Origin of the sequence: Microbacterium sp. MEJ108Y (genome assembly GCF_000834175.1) — a bacterium.
Lineage (GTDB): Bacteria > Actinomycetota > Actinomycetes > Actinomycetales > Microbacteriaceae > Microbacterium > Microbacterium forte.
Genome location: NZ_JXQX01000022.1, coordinates 43,350 through 62,793 on the forward strand (window position 1 = coordinate 43,350; position 19,444 = coordinate 62,793).

Here is a 19,444-nt window from a genome sequence, read left to right on the forward strand (position 1 = left end):
GTGAGGTCTACGCCTGGCCGTAGGCAAGGCCGACGAAGGTTACGGGCTTGCCCGCGGCTTCTGCGTAGACGATCTCGCGGAGCGTCGACTCGCCGTAGTGCCCGCCCTGGTTCACGACGGCCACTCGATCGTCACTTCCGCCGGGTCAGCGTCCGGGAACCGCGAAGCGGATCCCGCGCGCTTTGGGCTTCTCCTCATCGTCGGGCGCGTCACCCATAGCAGGAGCGAGTCCCGCCTTTGTGAGAGCGGTGAGAGCGCGTTCGAGCGTCGTGAGTTTCCGTTCGAGATTCTTGATCGTAGGAGAATCGGGATCCGAGAATTCGTCCAGCCGCTCGAGCTGCCGACGAACTTCGATCTCCGTTGCGACGAGGTTGCTCCAGACGCCGGGGTCGCGATCGAGCTTCTGCGCCTTCCGCAGTAGCTCCGCGGCGACCTGTCGCGAGACGACGGCCTCCAGGGCTTCGGGGCTGGTTCCCGGGCTGGCGAGCCCGAATGCGATGCCGCCACCGCCGGCGGTGACGAGGGCGCCGGCTGTGAGTAGGCCGCCGATCATCCCGCCTGGGCCGAACGCGGCCAGCGCGCTGGTGAGCGCTGCCGCGCCAGCCAGACCTGCGCCGGCTGCCAGCGCGAGGCCACCGGTGGCGACGACGATCGCCACCGCGCCCACTCCGACGACGCCCCACTTGATCCACAGATTCGCAGCCGATCCACCGGCGAGTGCCTTGTCCGCCGCTTTCGCCGCGGCGAACAGGTCCTCGCCGAACTTGGTGGTGAGACCGAGCTCCGCCGTCAGGTTCTCCATCGCGCGCTGGCGCTTGTCCGGTGCGATCTTTATCTCGAAGGGAAGGATGACATTCTCGGACGCGAGCACGACGAGAGGTACGACCGCCTCCTCTTTGGGCAGGCGAGTCGGCGGCGCCGGCGAGTCGGCCTCTGATTCCGCGTCGGAGAGATCGACAGACAAGCGGGCGATTGCGTTCGGGATGAAATCCCCCGAGTCGAGGCGATGCCCTTTCAACGTCTCGACAACGATCGCCTGCGCGGCGCGGACGGCGCCGGCGTACTTAGTCTTCTGCTCTCCTTCGAGTTCCTCGATGACCAGGTGCGCGTATCGCAGCGCAAGGATGGAGATCGATTCGGCGGCATTGAGCGGGTGATCGAGCGATCGCTCCGACTTCACTACGTCTCGGGATCGGGAGCCGAACAGGGCGAACCCGATGGCTTCCGCGACGACATCACGGGAAAGGTAGTTGACGGCCTGGTGAGCGGACTTGGGGTTGAGGGTCGTCGTCGGTACCCGGAAGTCGATCATCCAGGGGAACGCCGACGAGACGCCTCGGCGAGCAGCGACGGGATCGATCCCGTCCCAGAAGCTCACCCACCAGTCCAGGTTTGATGGAGGCTCGCGAAGGTTGTCGCGAAGTTTGTCGACGCCGAACGTCTCGCTGGCGAGTGGGCTGCCGATCGTCACCATGCCCCGCACGCGCACACCCTTCGGGAGGCGACTGATGACGTCGGCGGCAATCACCGAGCCGAGGCTGTGGCCGACGATGACGATCTCGCCTTCGGTCGGGATCTTGCTGAGCACGCGATTCAGGACCTGCGCTCGGATCGCGGCATCTTTAAGGTAATTGCGTGCCTGCACGAAGGGCCGAAGGTTGACCGCCGCGTCTACCGTGACGTCGCCTCCGATGTATCCGTTTCCCCTGTCCTGGTGACCCAGCCGGAACTCGACGGCACCGATCCGTCGCTCGAACTCGCGGCGGTTGGCCCTGGCCTTCTCGCCGGAGAGTCGGTCAAGCGTGATCGGGGGAAGTGGCTCTTTCTCGTCCGCGCCCTTGAGCGCGTGCGCGAACTTCGGAGCGATCACCTTGACCCCGTCGAGGTCCGGATGACCGACCCGCACCAGCGACTCAGCAAGCTGCGTCTTCCACGTGTCCTTGGGATCGCCCGTACCGACTCCATGCAGGAACAACAGGATTGGCGCGTTCGACATCGATCCCCCTTGTGGCGGCCTCGGGCAGTCCCAGACGGGGCCCGCAGTCAGCATATCCATGCGAGACAGCGCAACCAGTGGGTGGTGGAGATCAGCTCTCGACTTCCGAGGCGACCGTCGTCGCCCGGTCTTGCGCCCGCAGCATCTCGGTGCGGAGGTCGTTGAGTAGCGGTCCGTCCTCGATTCGCCAGAAGTACCAGGCATTGCCGCTTTGCCCACCACGCACGTAGCGCGCCGCTGCGGCCGGAGTCTCGTACGTCATGCCGTCGTACGACATGCGCCCTCCAGCGAGGAGCGTGCCTCGAGCGTCGGGCCAGCGGCCGTCCGTGCAGACGAGCGTCGTACCGACCTCGATCAAACCCGCGGCGATGACATCTGCGTACGTCGCTGTAGCCTTCGACAGCCTTGCCGTGCGGTCGACGGTCTTGCCTTCGTGGCCTTCCGGCACCGGCCAGGTCGCGATGATCCCCCCGATGAGGTACTCGGTCCGCTCATCGATCTGATGCTCGTCCCATCCGCCCTCGGAAGCATCGACGATGGCGCGGTTCATCAAGAACACGTCATGTCGATGCAGTTCTGCTCGCTTCCCGTTTCCGCCCAACCACGGGCCGTTCGACACAGAGGCGTTCAGAGAGCCGGTGATGAGCGTCAGGTTGCCGAGTCGGTGGACATGCTCCTCGCGATCGGCTTCGGCAGCGGCGTCCGGGACCGGCCAGTGGTTGCGCCATGAGCGAGGCAGCAGGTGCTCGACCTGATGCTTGTCGCGGTGCACGCGGATGCCGGTCTTCGATGACTTCTCTGAGGTGTAGCCGCGATACCAGTCCTCGACGGCCTGCAGCAGCATCCGTTGCATCGGCTGAGAGAACCGTCGGTAGAAGGGCACCGATCGCAATGTCTCGCTGAGCTCCTCGTCTCCGGGCCAGTACGTGCTCGTGGACTGCTGACGCGCGAGGTGACGCTCGACAATGTCGACCAGTTCATCGTCGGACGCACCTCGCGCAGCCGAGATGAGTTCCGCTGCGACTCGTCCGAGATCTCCGTTCTGCAGGCGGAGCAGGCGGCGACGGACGATCCAGCTCTCGACGGCGTCGATGACACCGCTGATCGACTCCACCGTGTAGTCAGTTCCCGGTTCGGTCAGCCACAACACGACGGGCTTGGTGATCTCGACCTGCGCCACAGCCATTCGGTAGATGTGAAGCTCGAGGCGGCTGAGGTTCGCGTGCGGGTCGGATGCTCGCTCGGTGAGTTCCTGATAGATCTTGGCCTGCTCGGTGATCAGGACGAGCAATTCGGACATCGAGCGAGCAGTCTCGTGCTCTGCGAAGAACTTGAACCTACCGAAGGTGGATCGCGGACTTACCTCCTTGCCCACTCGGGAGATCAGCCACTGACCCAGGAAGAGTGCGCTGCGGGTGGTTGGGAACCGTCCGACGCTGACCTCGGCCTCCCAGAACTTCGTTTCGAACGGCCAGCTGCGGTAGGCCTCCTCTGTGTCCTTGCCCTCGACTTTGAGGCGCTGGAACACAAAGTTCTTGATGAGATCCGCGGCGGTGAGAGGTGTTCCGCGCGCGTTGAGTGTCTCGAAGATCTCCTGAGAGTCCTCGTCCGCCGTCAGACGGATCACGACGAGCTGCAGTGCGTTCTGCAGTGCGATCGCCAGAGCGTCGGCGCGCAACGCCAGCGATTCGGGATCCGAGTCGAGCCAGGCGCCCACATGCGACGCGAAGTACTCGTGCGCCTGATTCAGGCGAGAATCTCGGTGCGTGAGTGACGCGTGGTCGACCGGGGGCTCGGCGAGCATCACCTCGTCGAAAGCTGCGCGATCGCGGTTCGTGTGGCGGAGCTTCAGGGCGGGCTCGCCTTCACGGACGAACATGTGGTCGTTATGGGTGAGGAAGTTCAGACGTGCAGCGAGCCCTTCGAGTCCGCGCGCGGCGAGCGCAGCAGCGGTCGCGTCAAGCGCGAGTTGGAGCGTGGTCAGGCGCTGTTGGCCGTCGACAATCTGAAACTCTTGCATTCCCACAGGACCGGTCGGGGCGTCCTGCGTCACGACCGCGCCCAGGAAGTGAGTGGCGTTCGAACTCGGGTTCTCGAGTCGGTGTTCGGTCAGACGTCGGATATCCCCCCACAGAGGCGCCCACTGGTCCTCTTGATTCCACACATAGGGGCGCTGGTAGATGGGAACTGTCAGATGCTGAGGCATTCCGAAAATGCCCTGCGGCGTCGTGAGGTCGGTCTTCACTCGTGCTCCTCTGTTGCTCCTGACGGACGCGATTGTTTGCAGTCTAGGTGCGGAGCGAAAGCGACTTCGGTTGCGTAGGCACCCTGGTCGGATGCCCCGTCCCGTGGCGAAGCCGCGCGCCAATCCGTGGTGGACACGATGTGCACGGCTGTCATGGCCGGCATCTACGCGGCCGTGACGATCACACATGTTCACGAGCGCAGGCGTATCGCTGTGGGTGTGACGTCGGAAAGAACGCCCCTGCCGTTCGGGTCGGCAGGGGCGTGGTGTTCAGGGGTGCTTACTGCACCGACCATCCCCCATCGGATGCCAGCACGGCACCGTTGATGTTCACGGCGTCGTCCGACAGCAGGAACGTGATCGACGCGGCGAGGTGCTCGGCGGTCGCTACCGTCGGGATCGCCTGCTGGAACGGGGCCAGGCGACCCGAGCCGTACTCCGACATGTTCGGGGGCATCGGGATGCCGGTGGCGACGCCGCCCGGAGCGACGGAGTTCACGCGGATGCCCTTCGGCCCATACATGAACGCCGCGGACTTCGTGACGCCGATGATGCCGTGCTTGCTGGCCGTGTAGGCGTTGCCCGAGGAGTTGCCCCGCAGACCCGCTTCGCTGGAGACGTTGAGGATCGAACCGCGGCCGGCCCTCTCCATGATCGGCAGCACCGCGCGCATGAGCTTGAACGGGGCGGTGAGGTTGATCGCGATGACGCGGTCCCAGACGGCATCCGTCGTCTCGCCTGCGGGGGAGAAGTCGTCGTTGATGCCGGCGACGTTCGCGAGGGCGTCGATGCGGTCGCCCGCGGCAGCGATGACGGCGTCGATCGCGTCCTGCTTGGTGAGGTCACCGGCGACGGTGGTGATGTCGGCATCCGGCAGTTCGGCCTTCAGAGCGTCGAGCTTGTCGGCGGCGATGTCAGAGGCGATGACTCGTCCGCCTTCACGCGCGATGCGGGATGCTGTGGCCTTGCCGATTCCGGATGCTGCGCCCGTGACGATCACTGTCTTCCCGGCGAAACGTCCGGTGGTGGGCTTCTCGGTCCAGCCGCTCTCGTCGGTGGTCTCGGGGATCTCGCCGCCATTGGCCGCACGCACCAGGTCGTCGACCACCGACTGCGGCAGTGCGCCCTGGCTCATCGCGACGAGCTGCTGCAGCGGCAGGCCGAGCACGGGGGTGAGGAGCTCGGGGTCGGCGCCCGTCTGCTCGAAGAGTGCGCGAATGAGCGGCCCGCCGGTCGGGTCGCTCATCCAGTCGCCGATGGTGGAGTGTGCGGTGAGGGCCATGGTCGAGCTCCTTGAGGCTTGGGTTTCGCAACGGTGCGTCTTGTTATCGTAAGTGTATGCGACTCGATCATCGCGCACGTGATTCGGTGATCCTCCTTGGGTGAGCGGCCCGGGAACATCGCCCGCGCGGTGACGCTCGATCGAAGGTGCGGCGCATGGTTCGATAACACTCCCTGCCCAGAGGTAGTCGCCGTAACCTGAACCTGCGGGTTGGCCACGACTGCCACGGGCCTGTGCATTCTGTAATCGCAAGCCCCGCAGGCACATACTCTGGCCTTTGCTCGCTCTAGACGGCCCGCTCATTCGGGGTCGCTAGCTTTCCGGTGGCATCGATTGTTATAGGGGTGTTCAGTGCGGTCGGCCCGGGTATTGGTTCCGCGGCCGAGATACGTCGGCGATGACATGACTGTGTCGCAGTTGTCGGGCGGGAGGCCGCGTCCGATTCTTGACAACGATCCCTGACGACGTAGAGCTGACCCAAGCTGCGGCGCACCTGTCAATCGGGGAAGGGTCGCACGCACGAGGGCCCTATTCCATCGATCTGGTATGAGCCGTGAACATTCATTGGGGTCATGAGAAGTCGGTATTGAACGCGCTCATTCGCGTCTCTCGCCGCTAACCTGATTTTGGGCTAGAAGAATAGGACGTTCGCTATGACAGCGGAGTACGAGGAATGGCAGAGGCTGCTCTCTGACGCGTTCCTGCTCCCGCATGATGGTCCGACCGTGCTGTTCCTCGACGACAGCGAAATCACGCGCCTCCTTCCCGGGGCCGAAGACGCTGGCCGTCATCTTGGGGAAGCCGTCCGCAGCCGCGTCCGCATCACCGAGGGCCGGTCGATGTTCAGCTCCATCACGGCCGCTTATCAACAATGGCAGCGGGGCTCACAAAAAGAGCCGCCACCCGTCCTGCCGGTCATCGCCATCACTGTACTGGCCGCAACCAGGATGCGCTCCGACTCCGAGGCGCGATCCACGAACTACTATCTTCGGCTCGCACAAGCACTCCTACCGGACGCAACCCAACAAGAGACCGAGACCCTGCGTAACGATCTCAGGGAGGGCGGTGCCTTCCTCAACGCAGTAGAGATGTGGCGTGGGCTACATTCGTGGCTCGATGCGCAGGACGGGACCGTCGGCGTCTCAACGATCCGCGATCATCCGCACCTCCAGAGGATCGGCTACCCGCTGTCGCAGGCGCTCGTGCGACAGAGCGATCGCCTTGCGCTGACCCGCTTCTTCCAAGCCCTTGATTTCCGTCCCGGCTCCGCGCCCCACGCAGAAGTGATCCTCGGCGCACTCGACATCTGGACCGCAGCACTGCAAAACCGACTGAGCGATGGCTTCATGCGCGCACTCGGCGATACCGACATCCGCCCGCTGCTCGCTGCCGTTGTAGAAGCCCACGCCCGAGCGTGGGACGGTCGGGTACTGACAAGTGACGGGAAGCAGCGGATTGCAATGCGCCTCAGCATCGACCTCGATGCCTGGCAGGCCCGCTGGCTATTCCCCGTGCCCCTAGGCGGACCCGAAACGCTCACCGTGCTCGCCACCGACAGCGGGCAGGAAGTCCAGCTCACGGCCACCCCTGGCCTCGCCCACTACGCCGCCCGGGAATCCCTTGCAGTGAGCCCAGAGCTACTGCTATCCGGCACGCGGTTGCGCGGCAGGGAATTCACAGCAGAATTTCCGCCCTCAGCCGTGATCTTCCTGCTCCCCGATCCACAAACCGGCACATGGTCCTCCGTCCCCGGGATGCTTCCCTTCGAAGAACACCTGGTCGCGATTAGCGGTGCCCACACCGGAGAATTCCAGCAAGTACTCCGTGAAGCCGCCACCGAGGGATGGCGCCTGATACCGCAGCGCGGATCTGTACTCTTGCCCGGCTACGCCCTCTTCCGAAACGTCCGCTTCACAGACGGACAGGCTCTCGAGCTCATTCTGTCGCGACTGCCCGGCCTTCGCCGCATCGGAGTGACTCCCGCAGCCATTCCCCGCGCCCGGCTAGTCCGCGGGCTTCCCCTCGCCACCAGCATCTCCGCAACCCACTATCTCGTCGGCGGAGAACCGGACCTCCTGCTTCCCTCCGGACCCGATCCGCGCCCCGCAACCGTGACACTCGACGGCCGACGGGAGCATCTCCAAGCGAACGGCTTCCCGCTGGAACTACGCCGCTTCGTCAGCGGCACGGGACGGCACCTCGTGGACGCCGACGGGCAAGCACTCGCCTTCACGACCCTCGAAGAAGGTCCAGATCCCGCCCAGCCAAGCGGTACCGCGACCCTCGGCTGGACCAGCGGCGCGCGCATGAGCGGATCTGGCCAAGCGCTCGCTGTAGTCGGCGCCCTCGTCACCGATACCACGGACATGATCCCGGTACTCGCCCGACGCAGTCGAGACGAATCCTGGCTCCTGCATCATGACGGACGCACCGAACGCATAACCGAACCGGTTCCGCCCAGCTTCCTCTCCAGCATCGATATCGACATTCACTCTCCCTCTTTCGAGATCAGTGCGCCCGCGACCGCTCGCTGGCTCGCCCAGCGGCGCGGCGCCCGCTGGCACCTCACGGAGATCGGCCCCGCAGATCCGAGCGAACACACGCTCGCCATAGACATCCTCGACGCCTGGAAGCGAGCATGCAGCGACACGAACGGCGCGCAGCTCTGGAAAGTGCAGCTCAGCATGTCTGCAGGCTCGGCATGATCGGCGACCTCCTGCTGACCTGGCTCAGCGAATCCGGCAGCGGCACTATCGCCGACTTCCGTGCCCGCGCCGCATGGCTTACGCGCACTGAGAATCTCGACCTGCCCGAGCGCTCCGGCGGACGATGGTTGCGCGATGCCGCATCGCTCGGGCACTGCGAGGTTGACTGGAAAAACGGTACGTGGTCCGTGGCCCCGCCCGTCATCACTCGTCTGCCACTCGCCGACGGCCTCGCAGTCCTCGCCGGTGCCCGCAGACCTAGGCTGATCCGCGCCATTGACGCCGCAGGAATCTACGTCGAGCAAGCACGGCGTACCGGCTCCGAACGCGACATTCCCGCACCCTCCACGATCCTCATCCCGTACGACCGGACCCGCGATCTCGAAGACGCCGCCGCCGCGATCGGCGCGGCTTACTCCGGCTGCGCCGCAGCCGGAATCGCCTACATGTTGCCACCGACCGCGCCCACGGTACCGACAGCACCACCCGCGTACGACTCCCAGTTCGAGCAGCTCGGCAGCTTCAGCCCTCAGAACTGGATGACAGCATCCCCCAGGGACCCGGCCCTGCCCGACGGGCTCTACCGAGAGCAGATCAACGGGCGCTGGCAATATCTGCTGCGCCGCGGGGGCGCCTGGTACGCCGCGGACCTCGCGGCTGGCGTATTCGCCGAGCTCGCAAGACGAGGCGACACCGTCGTCCGCTGGCGGCCGGACAGCGACCATCACACCACGACCGGTACCTTCATCGTCGACTGGGGCGCACCGCTCCCGCCACTTCACTCGCGTGCGCTCGTCCTCTGCAGCGGCTTCGCCCCGAGATTTGGCAACGCTGCCGAGACCGCCCTCTACGACAACGTCCCCCGCGATATCGCCACCAGCGTTGCCTCGTCGCTCGGACAGACCATGCAGATCAGCACCTAACAGGGAGACCGGCACACATGACAAGCAGCAGCGGGCATCTTGACGCGATCCAGACGTTCGAGCACCTCCGTGACGCCTACTTCCGCTACTACGACACACCCTTCGGCCTCGCCGACGAACGTCTCCAGGCCGAACGCCGCACCCTGCTGGACCGCGACGGAGGTGTCTACCGCAAGCCTCTGCTCGAACTCCGGCCGGAATACGAAAGCACCGGCCGATCTCTCGCCGAGTCCGTCACCGCGGCCGGCGCGGACCCCGATCTCGCCCAATTCGCTAGCACCGGCCTGCTCCAGGGGGTCCCCTCGCTCTACCGGCATCAGGAAGAGGCTCTCGCTGCGGGAGTCCAGCAAAGACGGCACATGGTCATCACCGCAGGCACGGGGTCGGGTAAGACCGAATCCTTCCTCATGCCCGTCCTCTCCTCGCTGCTGAGTGAGTCCCGTAGCTGGACAGGACAGGGCGCAACACCGGCCGACTGGTGGACCGGCGGCAACAATCCATTCCGCGCCCAGCGCGACGGGGAAACAGGCCGCGACGCCGCCGTGCGCGCCATCGTCCTGTACCCGATGAACGCGCTCGTCGACGACCAGCTCATCCGCCTACGCCGCGCCCTCGACAACGACAACATCCGCGCCTGGCTGGACGAGAACCGCAATGGGCACCGCTTCTACTTCGGCCGTTACACCGGAGCCACCCCGGTCACTGGCACCCGGGACAACAGCCTCGCCCTCGCAGAACTGCGGCGTTACCTGCGTGAGACTGACCGGCGCGGCATCCGTGCACGGCACCTCGCAGCTCAGAAGACCGACGACGACCTTCGGTACTTCGTGCCGCGCCTCGACGGCGCGGAAATGCGTTCGCGCTGGGACATGCTCGACTACCCGCCCGACGTCCTCATCACGAACTATTCCATGCTCAATGTGATGCTGCTGCGAGAGCGCGACGGTCACTTCTTCGACGCCACCCGCCGATGGCTCGACAACCCCGCCAACGTCTTCACCCTGGTCGTCGACGAGCTCCACACCTACCGAGGAACTGCAGGCACGGAAGTCGCATACCTGCTGCGCACCCTCAAGCGCCGCCTCGGCCTGGACACACGACCCGACCAGTTCCGTGTTCTCGCGGCCTCCGCGTCTCTCGATCCCGGACGCGACAGCGACTACCTTCACGAGTTCTTCGACGCCGACCCGGGAACATTCACCTTCGTCGCTGGGTCCGCGATCGCGCCTCCGCCGTACCAGATCCCGCCCGCAATCGACCCGGCCGCGCTTGCATCGCTGGACGCCACAACTGCTACCACTGATGGCAGGGCCGCCGGCGCCGTCAGCGCGCTCCGGGGCGTCCTCTCCGGCGACGGAACCGGCGGGGCGAAAACACTTAGCCAAGTCGCCGAGGAGATCTTTCCGGGCACGCCCGCCGACATCTCCGAGCAAGCGATCACCAACGTTCTCGCCGGGCTCGCGCAAGACCCGAAGCCCGGCGACCCGAAGTTCCGGGCCCACCTGTTCTTCCGCAACGTCGTCGGGATGTGGGCATGCTGCGACCCCAGCTGCACCGCCGTCACCGAACCGCACGCTGACCGGACCATCGGAAAACTTTACGCAGAGCCCGCGACCCGATGCGAATGCGGCGCTCGCGTACTCGAGCTGCTGTACTGCCAGAACTGCGGCGACGTCATGCTCGGCGGCTTCGCTCCAGAAGGGGAACTTCAAGTGGCCGCTGTCAAAACCATGCTCCTCGCCGACGTCCCCGAACTCGCTAAGCTCCCTGACCAGGTCACCCTTCAACGGACGGCCGACAACTACCTCGTCTACTGGCCGCGCCCCGAAGCAGCCCTGACTAACCTCGACTCACCATCCTGGAACCGCGACAGCAACGCCGTCGAATACACCTTCCGTCAGAGCAAGCTCAACCCCGCCTCCGGAGAACTCAGCAACCTCACCAACGGATTCACCGGTTGGAGCTTCCACGCCCGAATCGCCCGAAACCGCGCCACAGGCGAACTACGCCGCGCCCCCGAGACAGTCAGCCCCTACCCGACGCAGTGCCCGAACTGCGGTGACGACTGGGAAATCCAGTACGGCCGCAACGGGCGGCTGCCTGCGGCCGATCCAGCGACGCAGCGGTCTCCCATCCGGCAGATGCGCACAGGTTTCGAGAAGATCAACCAGGTGCTCACCACCGAGCTCGCCAACGACCTAAGCGACGCCGAGCGCAAGCTCATCGTCTTCACCGACAGCCGCCAGGACGCCGCGAAACTCTCCGCAGGACTCAGCCTCCGGCACTACCAGGATTTACTACGCCAGCTGCTCTACACGAGACTTGCCACTTCTGGGGGCACCGCGCACGATGTTGCACTCGCCGAAGCCCACGTGCTTCAGAACGAGAAAACCGCCGAGTCCTTCGCCGCCCTCGATCGCCTCAAGCAGCGCAATGCGGCCGCTCTCGCCGAACTCCGCGAAGTCTGGGACGGCAAGCCGGGGACCGGCCCGGGCGACGCCGAACGACTGAAGAGCAACCTTGCAGCCCCGCCCTCTCTGCGCGAACTCGCTTCCGAAGTATCGGCGGATCTCCTCGGACTCGGGATGAACCCTGGAGGTCCCCATGCCCGGCTCCGGGAAACCTCCGACGATCCCGCCGTGTCGTGGTCCGAACTCTACGACTGGGAGGTCAGTCCGCCATCACCAAAACCGGGCCTGACCGATCCGCAGAAAGCGCTGCTAAACGATATTGGCAGTTCCCTGGAAGAGGAACTGCTCGAAGGTCTGTTCTCCGGGGGAGGCAGGGACTTCGAATCCCTCGGTCTCGGCTGGCTGACCCTCAGCTCAGACACCGCGCCCGCCGATGCGCCCGCCGATCCAGCCGCCGGGCAGGCGCGCGCCGCGCTGCGCATCCTCGCCGACCAGCGCAGGTTCTTCGGCCTACGCCGCAAGCGCGACGACCCGACTCCGAAACTGCGGAAATTCTGGGCCGCAGTAGCCACGGCAGAAGCCGTTGGCGCCGACAGCGTCCGCGACGACGCCCTCACCGGAGCGGGCGGTGCGGTCGTGGAATACCTGATCGACCCGTCCGCCGTAGTCTTGCGAATGAGCGACGGACGCGCATGGATCTGCGCCAAATGCAGCCGCCAGCACCTCAGCACCGGAAACGGCTACTGCACCAAATGCGCGACCCCGCTGCCAGCGACTGCAGCCCAGACCGATCTGAGCCAGGATTACTACTCCTGGAAAGCCACACGGGGCGACGGCAGATTCCGGCTCAACACCGCTGAACTGACCGGCCAAACCGACCGCATCGACGCACAATCCCGTCAATCACGCTTCCAGAACGTATTCCTCGGATCAGGCGAGAACGAGCTCACCGACGCTATCGATCTCCTGTCCGTGACCACGACGATGGAAGCAGGCGTCGACATCGGCGCGCTCTCGGCCGTCGTCCTAGGCAACATGCCCCCAACCCGATTCAACTACCAGCAGCGCGTCGGCCGCGCGGGGCGCCGCAACTCACCGGTCGCGATCGCCCTGACCGTATGCCGAGGCCGCAGCCACGACGAGTACTACTTCGAACGGCCAGATCGAATCACCAACGAACCCACGCCGAAGCCCTACCTCGTGCTCAACCGGCCAGAAATCTTCGCTCGCTCACTTCGCAGCGAAGTCCTCCGCCAGGCGTCCGCCGACTTCATAGCCGTCGCCAGCGGGGAAGACGCCAGCGCCAACGTGCATGGCGCATTCGGGAAGACCGCCGACTGGCAGGCAATGCTCCGGCCCCGGCTCGAACAGTGGCTCCACGACCACCCGGACGCCGTCCGGGACGCCGCGAGATCCCTCGCCAGCAGCACCGCATTCCACAGCACCGCCGACGAGCAGGCCGCCAAATGCGCCAGAACCCTCATCGACGATATCGACTCTGCCGCGACGAACCCGAGACACGAGGACCTCAGCCAGCTCCTCGCGGAACAGGGCCTCCTGCCCATGTTCGGATTCCCCACCTCAGTCCGCTACCTCTACCTGAACCGGCCCAAGCGCTCCTACCCGTGGCCGCCGTCCGGGGTGATCGATCGCGACCTCAGCATGGCCGTGAGCCAGTTCGCGCCGATGAGCGAAGTCGTCCGTGACGGAACCGTTTACCCGGTCGTCGGTATTACTGCGTTCAGACCCGCTGGGCCCCGTCCGCAGCCGGTAACGGAGCCGCTCGGCGCGGAGTCGCCGCTGTCGATCTGCCGTGCCTGTTCCTACCTCGGCGAACAGCAGGCCGTCGGCCAGGTCACGAATACCTGCCCGCAATGCGGGGCCGGACCAAGTTTCTACACGAGCGTGCCGCTGCACGAACCGCTTGGATTCCGTGGCGGGCGCGGCACCGATTTCGACGGCAACTTCTCCTGGAGTCCGCGCGCGATGGCCGCACGGGCAATGACCGACATGGACGCCCTCACCCTTCAGGCGCCCGGCAACGCCCTCATCCTCTCCGGGCCGGGCTCCCGGTACGTCATCAACGACAACGGCGGGCAGCTCTTCACCCTCCGCGCGGCAACCCCCGGCGGCCCCGAGTGGGGCGGGTACGTCTCTACGCGCGCCATAGACGCCGGACTGCTTCATCCCTCCTTCGCTACCGGAGAACCGATCAGCGTCGCCCTCGGCGCCATCCAGCACACCGACTTCCTCTTCGCTGGCGCCGCCGCACCTACGGATGCTGCGTCGGGACTCCGCCTGAACCTCGTCACCGGCGTCCGGCAGCCTTACGGCGCTCAGGAAGCAACCGACAGCCGTCGCGCCGGATGGTACTCGCTCGCGTTCCTTCTGCGCACCGTCGCGTCGGCAGCACTCGATATCCAGCCCCTCGAACTCGCCGCCGGTATCTATTCCGGAATGACCGGCAGCGAACCCGCAACATACGCCTTCCTGGCCGACACCCTGGAAAACGGAGCCGGCTTCAGCACGCACCTGGGTTCATCCGCGTTCCTGCCCGAATTCCTCGATGCAGTATCCAACTATCTCTCTGAACTGGAGGAGCCGTCGCACGCGGACGCCTGCACCTCATCCTGTTACCGCTGCCTGCGCGACTACGGCAATATGGCCTACCACGCCCTGCTCGACTGGCGGCTCGCCAGGGACCTATTCCGGCTCCTCAAGAGACAACCGCTGAGCATCGATACGGTGGCGGAAGCAGCCGCCATCGAACGGTGGGCCCGTGCCTACAACGCGACGCCAATCAGCAGCAGTGTCCCGGCCGCACGATACGACAGCCCCAGCGAAGGCTCGTTCGCGGTGATCGCCCGCCATGCTTTCGAAGCATCCGAGGACACCCTCATCGCGCCCCGCCTCGCCGAGGCAATGGCCGAGATCGAGACAGCCGAAGAAGGCCTGGACGGAGCAATCTTCGTTGACTCCTTCACCCTCGACCGCGACCCACGTCGCGTGCTCAAGCTCATCTCCGATTCCGAGCCGGCAGGCACATGATCCCGGACACAGTCGCACCGCAATGGTGGTCGGCGACAGCCACCTGGCGTCTGCTGCGCTGCCCGGAATCTGCGACGCCCGCCCGCGCGCCAGTCAGACCGCCCGGTCGGGGTGCGGACAACGCCGGCAGCGTTGCGCACCTCGCACTGCAGGCCTGGGCCGAAAGCGGAGAGTGGTCACTTCCTGATCCCGGATCCCGGCTTCAGGAGCGTTTCGACGAGGTCGCCGCAGCGCATGAAGCCGACCCGGTACGCATGCCGCAGGGCGTCGTTACGCGTGCACGGCTTAAGATCCGCGCGAAGGAACTTGCCGCGACCCTCTCCGGTGCGAACGCTGACGTCCGCAGCGAACTGCTGCTGAGCGACGAGAGTAACCACCTCTTCGGAATCCTCGATATTGCAGGAGCCGGGTCCGACGGGTTCATCATCGACCTCAAGACCGGACGCGACGCCTCCGCGGAGCCTTCGCCCGCGATCGAGCATCAGATGACCTTCTACGCGCACCTTTTCCAGGCGTCGTATGGCACGTTTCCCAAGAACGTAATCGTCTTCAGCTTGCAGCGGGGGCCGACAGAGATCCAAGTGGCGCCGTCCGCCGTCGCGACCCTCCTCGATCAGATCCGCGCTGCGCAGCTCACGGAACGCACCGACGCGCGGCCGGAGGCATACACGTGCCGTTTCTGCCCGAAGCGCATGACTTGTCAACCCCACTGGGACGAAGTCCCAGGCTGGGAACGCCCCGACGCCATCGAGGGCGCGATCGGCAACATCGAGCGCTCCAGCTCCGGCACTGCCGCATTGCTCATCGGCGGCCGGTGGCTCACAGGCATACCCGAGAAAGCCCTCCCGGACGGCACTGCGCCAGGCAAGTTCGCACGCGCCGTTCGTGTCCGGCGGCGCAACGACAGCGAACCCGAAGAATGGGCTGCCGGTAGCACCACCCTGATCCGGATCACGCATGCGCGATAGGGCACCCGGGCCGAACGTCGGAGGCTCGTGAGATGATCCGTCATGGCGTCCGATGATCACGGATTTCGGACGTTTCGATGAGATGATTGAGGATATGACGAAAGCGCCTGAATTGAGTGTCCTGGAGATCTGCGCGGGCGCCGGAGGGCAGTCGTCCGGACTGGAGATGGCCGGATTCGGCCACTCGCTCGCGGTCGAGATCGACCGCGACGCCGCCGCGACCCTCCGGCTGAACCGTCCCGAATGGGACGTACACGAGGGCGACGTCCGCGAGGTCAACGGCCGCGACTACAAAGGCATCGACCTTCTGGCCGGGGGAGTGCCCTGCCCGCCATTTTCGATCGCCGGCAAGCAGCTCGGCGCCGACGACGAGCGTGACCTGTTCCCGGAAGCCATCCGACTAGTGCGTGAAGCACGCCCGACCGCCGTCATGCTCGAGAACGTCAAAGGCCTCGCCTCAGCACGGTTTACCCCATACCGCCAATCCATCCTGGATGCCCTCGATGCGATGGGGTACGACGCGGACTGGCAGCTCTTCAACTCCAGCGAGTTCGGCGTTCCTCAGCTGCGACCCCGGTTCATCCTCGTCGCGATGAAGCGACGTAACTTCCGCAAGTTCGAATGGCCCCGCGCACACGGCACCCCGCCAACCGTCGGACGAGTCCTCGAGCCGCTCATGGCATCCCGAGGATGGGAAGGCGCGGCAGAGTGGGCCAAGCGCGCCAACAGTATTGCCCCGACAATCGTCGGAGGCTCCCGCAAGCACGGTGGTGCTGACCTAGGGCCCACCCGCGCGAAGCAGGCATGGCTGCAACTCGGTGTAGACGGCAAGGGAATCGTCGAGGAAGCACCCGGCGCAGACACCCCGATGGACTTCGTACCACGATTGACGAACGAGATGGCTGCTCGCGTCCAGGGCTTCGCCCCGGAGTGGAAGTTCTCCGGCCGCAAGACCTCGGTGTACCGGCAGATCGGGAATGCATTTCCTCCGCCGGTCGCGAACGCCATCGGCGGATCGATCGCCGAAGCACTCGGCGCGGTAGTCGCACGTCGCACGACCACCGGCAGCACGCTCCGGGCGGTCAGCTAACCATCCACCAGCGTCTTCCCGCGGCCCTGGTCTGCGCGTCGGTTCGGTGGGCGCAGCGAATCGGATGCGCGGACAGCGGGATGGCTATAGCCGCAGGCCGCCGCTCCCGCTGTCGCCTTCTACCTGGTGCGGTAACCGAAGTGCTCGCACGTATCTAGCTTTTCGCCCGCTTCTTGGCTTTCTCGCGGCGCTTGATTTCTGCAGCGATGTTCCCATCAGGCCAGTCGGTGAACGCGGTAAGCCGGTAATAGCTCCTGATGCGCCCGTTCTCTTTGCGCTTGATGGTGTCGTAGTCCCAGCCGAGTTTTCTGAGCTCGCGCATGCGCTTCTGCCAGTCTTCCTGGTACTGGTGCATCGACGCGACAACGCCGACGACCCGCGAGGGCGTGTCCACTCCGGCGATGTGGAATGCCTTCAGTAGTTCACCGATTCGCCGATGCGGTTCCAGGTGCGCGGTGGCGGTGCGGATCTGTTCCTCGAATGGGTCCATCGATGAGTAGAACGCTTGCTTATCGTGGTTGCATTGCGTGCAGAGCGGCTGGAGGTTCTCCATATCGTCGGTGCCGCCCCAGCTGTGCGGGATCTTGTGATCTACCTCAAGCTTCACGTGATCCTCGGCCGGGGTTTTTCCGCACTGAGCGCACCGCTTCGCGCTGAGTACCTCACCACGTACCTTTGGCGAGACCCCGGACCGTTCGCCCTGCTGCTCATCGGCGCGGCCTTCAAGCCGGTAGACGTGCACACGACCTGTACGCACCACCGGCAGCCGGAACCAGTCACGTAGTTCCCGGACCCGACGGTCGGTTTGCGAATGCGATTCGCCGTTTGCCGCAGCAGCGTGGGCTCGGATCTCCACCATCGTCGGCGGGTTCCGGCGCCGGTCGTACAGGAACAGGTAGAGGGAGCGCAGGTCCTCACGGGTGAGCAGCTGCCGCAGTTCGTCGCTGTCCGGGGCCGGCAGGTCAGTTTCGCTCATCGCGGGAGTACAGGGGCTGGGAGGTCGATCCGCTCGTCGGGCTCGGCAAGCCGCCACCATTCTTCGTCGATCCCGACGCCCTCCGTCGGGGGTGCGGGCACGACTTGCACGCTGACGAATTCGCCGGGTTCAGGCACGACTGCTCCGAGCGCGGCGGCAATATCGCGTTGGATGAAGTAGTCACCGCCAAGGATCAGGTAGCCCTCGGGGCGCAGGGCGCTCCGGGAGCCGCCGTTGTCACGCACGCGCTTCATGTAGTCGTCCTGCTGGGCGACCGTGGCGACGATATTCCTGGATAGACGCCGGTTCGTCGCTTGCCGGAAGAGCTCATTCAGCCTTGCCTGCCCGCTACGCCTGCTCATGATCTCGGCCACTGTCGCTGACGGCAGCTGGAGTAGGGCATTCGGCTGCATCGGCGCATCCTTGAAGAGCCAGGTGATCTGAGAACGGCCATGCGCGTTCAGGCCTGTCTTCTTGTCGCGATTCTCGCTCGTGCGCCGGTTCTCTTCGGTGACTCGCACTACGCCCGCGCTCCACACCGATCTCTGATCATCGGCCTGAGTGACCAAAATCAGTTGCTCGAAGCTCTCCAGTGGCAGCATCCACGCGCCGGTATGGGAGTACTTGCAATCGACCTCGAGCCCGGCGATCTTGAAGTCCAGTACACCGCCGTCAGCGAACTTGAGCTCGCGCTGGAGATTGATTTCGAGAAGCGTGCCGAAATGGGTCTTCTCGGTCTTGAACAACTGGGCGAGGCTATAGCGGCCGGTGCGCTGTCCGTCGTACAGCTGATCGAACGTGGATCGGAACACTTTCGCCATCCGTGACCCGCCGGGGTCAAGGCTCCTCAGCTCCGCTACGACCGCAGCAACGCCGAGATCGGCAGTAGGGGTGGGCGCATCGAGCGAAGTCACACTCTCACCCTAATGCCGATATATCTCAACTGACTTCTCCGTGCTCTCGTCCGCACCGCTGAGCTGATGAAATAGCGCGATCCCACTCGGAGATACGCTCGATGGACTAACGCAGCTCTGTCAGATGGTGAATGCCTCGACCGTTTCCGCGCCCCCAGGCGGACCCCGCCTTCGTTCATCGCCATCCGTTTGCCTTGAACATTTCTTCAGCTGCCTGGGCCAGCCCATGGGGCTGTTGTCGGTTGGTTGACTCCAACGCTGTGAGGACTTCGGTTCGCACGGGAGGACGACACTGTTCCGAAAGCAATCCCGCGAGCGTTCAGGGACGATGTCATTCCGGCCGCACGTCGGGATGAAGCCCCTATCAGCCGGATCGCGAAAGACTTCGGCGTCTTCGATTTCTGCCAGTAACGACGGCTGAAGATCACGGGCGTATAAGACGGCGTCGAGTCCGGCGTGCCCCGGCCGATGCGGCCGAGCTTCTCGCAGCTCGGCCGCATACGGGCACTCAGAGCAAGATAACGAGATCCCTCGTCGAGCAGCCGCCTACCTGCCGCAGGTGTCAATCCTCAAACTGTTGCCGCTCGTCCGTGAAATGGCCGCCGCCCAAATTCCGGTCGTGGTGGCCCGTCGGGTGCTGGGCTTCAACAAACGAGCGGTGTTCCGATGGCGGAAGAATCCGGTCTCGCTCAGGCGACTCGGGCATCTCGCGCAGCTCGGGATCCTTCGACCTCAGAGCGACCCGGATGTTCGCGACGGGGATGTCGTAGCGGCGCGAGATGTCGATCAGGGCCCTCGGGAGAATCGTCGAAGCTTCCATGTCCTGATCATGGCCCACGCCGGTCGGTGACTGTCTACACCGGTACCCTGTTCCGATGCCTCCCAT

The 19,444-nt window shown here is 65.1% G+C and carries 11 protein-coding genes; 5 read left to right on the forward strand and 6 right to left on the reverse strand.

The window, feature by feature from the left end; all coding sequences use genetic code 11:
• Positions 1–145: 145 nt before the first annotated feature.
• The 3 genes from RU09_RS11385 to RU09_RS11395 all read right to left on the reverse strand — a co-directional run bounded on the left by RU09_RS11385 (position 146) and on the right by RU09_RS11395 (position 5,523).
• On the reverse strand, positions 146–1,996 hold the full coding sequence (locus tag RU09_RS11385) for an alpha/beta hydrolase (RefSeq protein WP_042540675.1): 1,851 nt from the start codon (positions 1,994–1,996) through the stop codon (positions 146–148).
• A 91-nt stretch (positions 1,997–2,087) separates the two neighbouring features.
• Positions 2,088–4,430: a GmrSD restriction endonuclease domain-containing protein gene (locus RU09_RS11390; protein ID WP_082041101.1), complete on the reverse strand. Its 2,343-nt coding sequence runs from the start codon at positions 4,428–4,430 to the stop codon at positions 2,088–2,090.
• 91 nt (positions 4,431–4,521) lie between these two features.
• On the reverse strand, positions 4,522–5,523 hold the full coding sequence (locus tag RU09_RS11395) for an SDR family NAD(P)-dependent oxidoreductase (RefSeq protein ID WP_042540677.1): 1,002 nt from the start codon (positions 5,521–5,523) through the stop codon (positions 4,522–4,524).
• A gap of 653 nt (positions 5,524–6,176) precedes the next feature.
• On the opposite strand from RU09_RS11395, the gene RU09_RS11400 reads away from it, so the two are divergent.
• From RU09_RS11400 to RU09_RS11420, 5 genes are read left to right on the forward strand one after another with little or no spacing between them, the layout of a single operon-like run.
• Positions 6,177–8,228, forward strand: a complete 2,052-nt coding sequence (locus RU09_RS11400) for a hypothetical protein (RefSeq protein WP_042540679.1) — start codon at positions 6,177–6,179, stop codon at positions 8,226–8,228.
• Positions 8,225–9,151: a hypothetical protein gene (locus RU09_RS11405; protein WP_042540681.1), complete on the forward strand. Its 927-nt coding sequence runs from the start codon at positions 8,225–8,227 to the stop codon at positions 9,149–9,151. Before RU09_RS11400 ends, RU09_RS11405 begins: the two co-directional genes overlap by 4 nt.
• Positions 9,152–9,168: 17 nt before the next feature.
• Positions 9,169–14,610 (forward strand): DEAD/DEAH box helicase, encoded by a 5,442-nt coding sequence (locus RU09_RS11410; RefSeq protein WP_042540683.1) that lies wholly within the window; start codon positions 9,169–9,171, stop codon positions 14,608–14,610.
• Complete coding sequence (locus RU09_RS11415) at positions 14,607–15,578, forward strand: PD-(D/E)XK nuclease family protein (protein WP_082041102.1); 972 nt, start codon at positions 14,607–14,609, stop codon at positions 15,576–15,578. The genes RU09_RS11410 and RU09_RS11415 overlap by 4 nt, the downstream gene beginning before the upstream one ends.
• Before the next feature lie 52 nt (positions 15,579–15,630).
• Positions 15,631–16,668, forward strand: a complete 1,038-nt coding sequence (locus RU09_RS11420; RefSeq protein ID WP_231567520.1) for a DNA cytosine methyltransferase — start codon at positions 15,631–15,633, stop codon at positions 16,666–16,668.
• A gap of 154 nt (positions 16,669–16,822) precedes the next feature.
• On the opposite strand, the gene RU09_RS11425 is transcribed toward RU09_RS11420, so the two are convergent.
• From RU09_RS11425 to RU09_RS11435, 3 genes are all read right to left on the reverse strand, one after another.
• Positions 16,823–17,644 carry an HNH endonuclease gene (locus RU09_RS11425; RefSeq protein ID WP_042540687.1) on the reverse strand — a complete coding sequence of 274 codons (822 nt, stop codon included), beginning with the start codon at positions 17,642–17,644 and terminating at the stop codon, positions 16,823–16,825.
• The gene (locus RU09_RS11430; protein ID WP_042540689.1) at positions 17,641–18,558 is read right to left on the reverse strand and encodes a NaeI family type II restriction endonuclease; all 918 of its coding nucleotides are present in this window, start codon (positions 18,556–18,558) and stop codon (positions 17,641–17,643) included. Before RU09_RS11430 ends, RU09_RS11425 begins: the two co-directional genes overlap by 4 nt.
• A gap of 562 nt (positions 18,559–19,120) precedes the next feature.
• A complete protein-coding gene (locus RU09_RS11435; protein ID WP_042540691.1) occupies positions 19,121–19,378 on the reverse strand; it encodes a hypothetical protein in 258 nt (85 codons plus the stop codon).
• Positions 19,379–19,444 lie beyond the last annotated feature (66 nt).

Bases quoted from the DNA above. Each gene is read 5' to 3' on its own strand.
- RU09_RS11385 (WP_042540675.1), bottom strand. From the start codon at position 1,996: ATGTCGAACGCGCCAATCCTGTTGTTCCTGCATGGAGTCGGTACGGGC.
- RU09_RS11390 (WP_082041101.1), bottom strand. From the start codon at position 4,430: ATGTGTGATCGTCACGGCCGCGTAGATGCCGGCCATGACAGCCGTGCA.
- RU09_RS11395 (WP_042540677.1), bottom strand. From the start codon at position 5,523: ATGGCCCTCACCGCACACTCCACCATCGGCGACTGGATGAGCGACCCG.
- RU09_RS11400 (WP_042540679.1), top strand. From the start codon at position 6,177: ATGACAGCGGAGTACGAGGAATGGCAGAGGCTGCTCTCTGACGCGTTC.
- RU09_RS11405 (WP_042540681.1), top strand. From the start codon at position 8,225: ATGATCGGCGACCTCCTGCTGACCTGGCTCAGCGAATCCGGCAGCGGC.
- RU09_RS11410 (WP_042540683.1), top strand. From the start codon at position 9,169: ATGACAAGCAGCAGCGGGCATCTTGACGCGATCCAGACGTTCGAGCAC.
- RU09_RS11415 (WP_082041102.1), top strand. From the start codon at position 14,607: ATGATCCCGGACACAGTCGCACCGCAATGGTGGTCGGCGACAGCCACC.
- RU09_RS11420 (WP_231567520.1), top strand. From the start codon at position 15,631: ATGATCACGGATTTCGGACGTTTCGATGAGATGATTGAGGATATGACG.
- RU09_RS11425 (WP_042540687.1), bottom strand. From the start codon at position 17,644: ATGAGCGAAACTGACCTGCCGGCCCCGGACAGCGACGAACTGCGGCAG.
- RU09_RS11435 (WP_042540691.1), bottom strand. From the start codon at position 19,378: ATGGAAGCTTCGACGATTCTCCCGAGGGCCCTGATCGACATCTCGCGC.